Annotated in this window: 6 protein-coding genes; 3 read left to right on the forward strand and 3 right to left on the reverse strand. The window is 36.2% G+C overall.

The features are described 5' to 3' along the window. From BALCAV_RS20555 to BALCAV_RS20565, 3 genes are all read right to left on the reverse strand, one after another. Nucleotides 1-361, reverse strand: a 361-nt coding sequence (locus tag BALCAV_RS20555; RefSeq protein ID WP_040324326.1) for an RNA-guided endonuclease TnpB family protein, incomplete at its 3' end; no start/stop codon positions are given. A 376-nt stretch (nt 362-737) separates the two neighbouring features. Next, nucleotides 738-1,034: a spore coat protein gene (locus BALCAV_RS20560; protein WP_003323141.1), complete on the reverse strand. Its 297-nt coding sequence runs from the start codon at nt 1,032-1,034 to the stop codon at nt 738-740. After that, nucleotides 1,031-1,237 carry a hypothetical protein gene (locus tag BALCAV_RS20565; RefSeq protein WP_003323140.1) on the reverse strand — a complete coding sequence of 69 codons (207 nt, stop codon included), beginning with the start codon at nt 1,235-1,237 and terminating at the stop codon, nt 1,031-1,033. The genes BALCAV_RS20560 and BALCAV_RS20565 overlap by 4 nt, the downstream gene beginning before the upstream one ends. Nucleotides 1,238-1,409: 172 nt before the next feature. On the opposite strand from BALCAV_RS20565, the gene BALCAV_RS20570 reads away from it, so the two are divergent. Genes BALCAV_RS20570 through BALCAV_RS20580 form a run of 3 tightly spaced genes read left to right on the forward strand, consistent with a single transcriptional unit; the run spans nt 1,410 to nt 3,153 of the window. Beyond that, a complete protein-coding gene (locus BALCAV_RS20570; protein ID WP_003323139.1) occupies nt 1,410-1,601 on the forward strand; it encodes a hypothetical protein in 192 nt (63 codons plus the stop codon). Between the two features lie 30 nt (nt 1,602-1,631). Further along, entirely contained in the window at nt 1,632-1,991 is a 360-nt protein-coding gene (locus BALCAV_RS20575) for a spore coat protein (protein WP_003323138.1), read from the forward strand. A 25-nt stretch (nt 1,992-2,016) separates the two neighbouring features. Next, a complete protein-coding gene (locus BALCAV_RS20580) occupies nt 2,017-3,153 on the forward strand; it encodes a zinc-dependent alcohol dehydrogenase (protein WP_003323137.1) in 1,137 nt (378 codons plus the stop codon). The last annotated feature ends 1,471 nt before the right edge of the window (nt 3,154-4,624 follow it).

Here is a 4,624-nt window from a genome sequence, read left to right on the forward strand (position 1 = left end):
CAATGTTATGGTTTGTTTCTTTCGTGGTGTAGGATTGTACCGGATTCTTTTTAGACTTGAAGCGCGGAGCTTTATTTTGTTTCTTGAAGAATCGAGTAAAGGAATCGGCAAGATTTTTCAGGGAGGATTGAAGGGCAATGCTGTCCACTTCTTTTAGCCATACGAATTCCTTTTTTAGTTGCGTTAATTCAGCCGAACAAGAAGAATACGTTAACCCTTTGCCTGTTTCTTGGTAGGTATCGTTCCATTGTCCTAAAAAGCGATTGAATACAAAACGAGAACAGCCGATGGTTTTGGCAATCAGGGTTTCTTGTTCTTTGGTTGGGTAGAGACGAAATTTGTATGCTTTGTTGATGAGCATTGTTTTCACCCCTCCAATAGGAATGTATGTTCTTATTATACCCTAACAAGAATCTCTTTGGCTACCGCCAACCGCCATTCATCTCCCCCTTATCGTTGGGCTTCTCCCTTCACACGATTGAAGAGGGAGTCTTCTGTCGGGAAATGATAAATTTCATATCGTTATATAAAGCACTTACCAAATAGCTAATTGCAAATAGCAAAGCCGCGACATCGGACATAGAGACCCTCTAACTCTGTAACTTAAAAGTGTAAAAGAAACGAGATTAATTTCTTCCAAAATCAATTGCTTCCTGTTATGTAACTAAGATAAGGCTGTTATAAGTGGCCTTCTTATAATACGAAAAAGGAGAACTATTTAAGTTCTCCATACAACATTAATTTGATAAATTCATTGCAATCTCAGAAGCATTTAGGTCTACCTTTAACTGCTCTTTTAAATCACTAGGATGATAATATCCTTTTGATATCAAGTATTGATATATTTTTTCATGTGCCTCAATCGCGTCGTTTAATTGTTCACGCAATGCCGTTCTTATTTCTGGGGTAGCTGCTTCCGTTAATGCTAACGTTGTATTTCTGACCCCTGCTTTTGCAGAAATTAAAAAATCGGTAGCAATCACTTGATCCGTCATTGCAGCCATTCCAGCCATATTTTGTAGCAAATTCGTCATAGATTAGAACCCCCATTTTGTAGTAATCCTTGTAATTGTTGTATATGCAGCTTTCCTGTTTTGACATCCATTGTTAGAATTGCTTTTAATTCTTCACACTCAACCAAGCTACTCATCGTTGACGACTTCGTTAAACAAAGATTTTTAAAGGTTAGTAATTCATGTAATTCTAAAGTTTCATGAAGCGCATACATTGTAGTCATCTTCTCACTCCTAATTTTAAAAGGTTCTTGCTTAATTATGTTACGTATTTTTATATTTTATTATTCAAAAATTTAGATCGACTTGTGATGATGACAGAAAATTTATATATAGACGGATACTCCCAAACATTTAGAGTTAAAATATATTTTGTCAAGACAGGAGGTGAAAATCATGCAACCAGGAAATCTTGCATACCACGAAACAATGGAGACACATGAGCTATTAAATTTTAAAACCGTATGCTTGCTTAAATCAAAAATGATGCAAGGAATCGTATTTGATCAAGATCTCAAAGCGATGATGGAAAAAAACGTTCAACAATCAATAAAAGATATAAAAGAACTTCAAGTCCTTTATCATTAGGCCAAAACTCATTAAGTGAGGTGATAGAAAGTGAATGATTATTTAGATCCAATTAACTCAGTTGGGATGCCCGAGCAAGCGGATTCAGGAATCGCACTTGATTTATTACTAACAGCAAAAGAAGCAGTTAGAACTTATGCCATTGCCTTAACGGAAGCTACGAGCCCAGAACTTAGAATGACATTACGTAATCAAATGGAATTAGCGATTGATTACCACGAAGAAGTATCGAAATTGATGATGAAGAAAAAGTGGTTCCATCCTTATAACATATCTGAACAAAAGAAATTGGATCTTCAAGCTGCGCAAACAGCAGTGGATATTGCCGGTCTTAATCTCTTCCCAGGTAATACAAATCGTAAAGGATTATTCCCTACCCCGCCACAGTGATTATGAAAATAATGGAGGATTACTCATGAAAGCAGTTACCTTTCAAGGTGTTAAAAATATTATCGTTAAAGATGTAAAGGCACCAAGTATCCAAAAACCTGATGATATCATCGTCAAATTAACACATACAGCAATTTGTGGATCTGATTTGCACTTAATACATGGAATGATACCGAATTTACAAGAAGATTATATTATTGGACATGAGCCAATGGGAATTGTGGAAGAAGTCGGTCCTGAAGTTACAAAGCTAAAGAAAGGTGACCGTGTTATTATCCCGTTTAATGTAAGCTGCGGTAAATGCTGGTTCTGTGAACATGACCTAGAAAGCCAATGTGACACTGCAAACGATAACGGTGAGATGGGAGCTTATTTCGGCTATTCAGGAACAGCAGGTGGTTATCCTGGGGGACAAGCTGAATATATGCGTGTACCATATGGGAATTTTACCCCATTTAAGATTCCTGAGGATAGTGAAGTAGAAGATGAGAAATTAGTGTTACTTGCCGATGCTTGTTCAACAGCATATTGGAGTGTTGATAATTCCGGGATGAAAGAAGGAGACACCGTAATTATTCTCGGCTGCGGACCAGTTGGACTTTTGGCCCAAAAGTTCGCTTGGCTAAAAGGGGCAAAGCGAGTTATTGCCGTTGATTACGTAGGTTATCGTTTAGAACACGCTAAACGTACGAATAATGTTGAAGTGGTCAATTTTGAGGATTACGAAAACGTCGGTGCCTATTTACACGATTTAACTAATGGTGGAGCTGATGTTGTCATCGATTGTGTAGGAATGAGTGGAAAGATGACCGACATTGAATTTTTAGCCTCCGGGTTAAAGTTGCACGGTGGTGCAATGAGTGGACTGGTCATGGCGAGTCAAGCTGTACGTAAAGGTGGAAACATCCAACTCACAGGTGTTTACTCATCTAGGTATAACGGTTTTCCATTAGGAGATATTTTTCAACGCAATGTAAATATTAAAACAGGACAAGCACCTGTAATTCACTATATGCCATACTTACATGACTTAATTGCATCCGGGAAAGTAGACCCTGGGGATGTTGTTACACATATTTTGCCTCTAGATCAGGCGAAGCATGGGTATGAGATTTTTGACACAAAAATGGATAATTGTATTAAAGTTGTCTTAAAACCATAAGAGTATAAAAAGAGGTTCCGTCATGATCACAAATAACAATTCATTAGGAGTATTCTCAATACTCTTAACAAGTGTTTATACAGCAATATTAACTACACTGTTAATGAACACTAAACAAAGGGTTGATTTTCTTTATTATAAAACTAAATTCAATAGTTAAGGGAGTAAAAAGACGATGGTGAATACCTCGTCTATACTCCCTTGTTTATTTGAACTTCGTTACAATTTTCCGATTTTAATTTCGGGACAATCAGATTCAATTGGGATATAAAAACAATACTCCTTATAACTTGTGGAATTCCATTGCCCCACCATTGTTCTGGACACGGACCATCCGGCCGAAAGAACCATCAAGCAAATTCAGCTGGCCTATGTCTCTCTCCGTTGATAACTCAACAAAATCAGGATTATGGTTAGTTCTTACTGCAGCAACCTAGTTATAGTAAGGCGAAAATTGATTGCGTATCTGCAATAAAGAAAAATGTTCCTAGTCGCCCGCACAGTAATGTGTTACTAGTACACGTAACCCAAGAAATGAAAAAGAAGCTTCCCACAAGTTTGCTCAACTCATGAGAAGCCTCCATTAAAATCCTCAATGTTAACAAAATGTTAGCATTTCACTCTCACCTTACTCAAAAACCCACTCATATCAAGGGTTTGAGGGCGTTATTACATCATGCCGCCCATATTCGTGTCGAAATTCCTAAAGTTAACTCTATTATACTTGTGTTCATTTCTATTAATTTATCAACTGTTTGAGGATTAACCAATTCACTTTGGTTAATCCTCATTAATTTTTTTAATTCTATTGAGTGGTCAATCTGTGGTCACTATAGCTTACTATAGATAATTTTCAATACCGCGAGCAAATTGCTACTCACCTTATAAAATCACAGATTGGTGAATATTCATCCAATTTAGAATCGTATTTATTAAGAGTTACTGACCTCTAACCTGTCAAGGTCGAGGCGCTAGTTTCATAGAGATGAAGAGAGTGCGTAAAGCCTATTGTAGTGCTGTTTTAAAAGGTGGTAAATTATTCTAATTGTTTTTAGGGAACTTAAATTATTTAAGTCTGTGATCAAAATGTGATCACAGACTTCCCTTCTTTAAATACAAAATTACAACATGAAACTTGCCTCACATATTATGTAATTTTCTTCATATTAATTTTCTCTGTTTTCCTTGGTAGTATTTTAAAGTGGTAATGTAACTTTTCAAACAACCAAATTATATAATCACCAATTGAATTAATCTCCTCAACTCGAAAGTTATACTACAAAAGCACCTAATTGTTGAAAGACATAGTACAGTATGCTTAGTGAAATCAATATCTTTCCATTTACTGAGTTTTCAATTGTTAATATTGCTCTATGGAAATAAGTCCAAATTCTTTAGCAATATGTACCATCACTTGACAACCTCTTCGACTGATTTAAGGTTATATCATCAATCTTATTGCTTAAATACT

Origin of the sequence: Alkalihalobacillus alcalophilus ATCC 27647 = CGMCC 1.3604, from assembly GCF_000292245.2 — a bacterium.
GTDB lineage: Bacteria > Bacillota > Bacilli > Bacillales > Bacillaceae_D > Alkalihalobacillus > Alkalihalobacillus alcalophilus.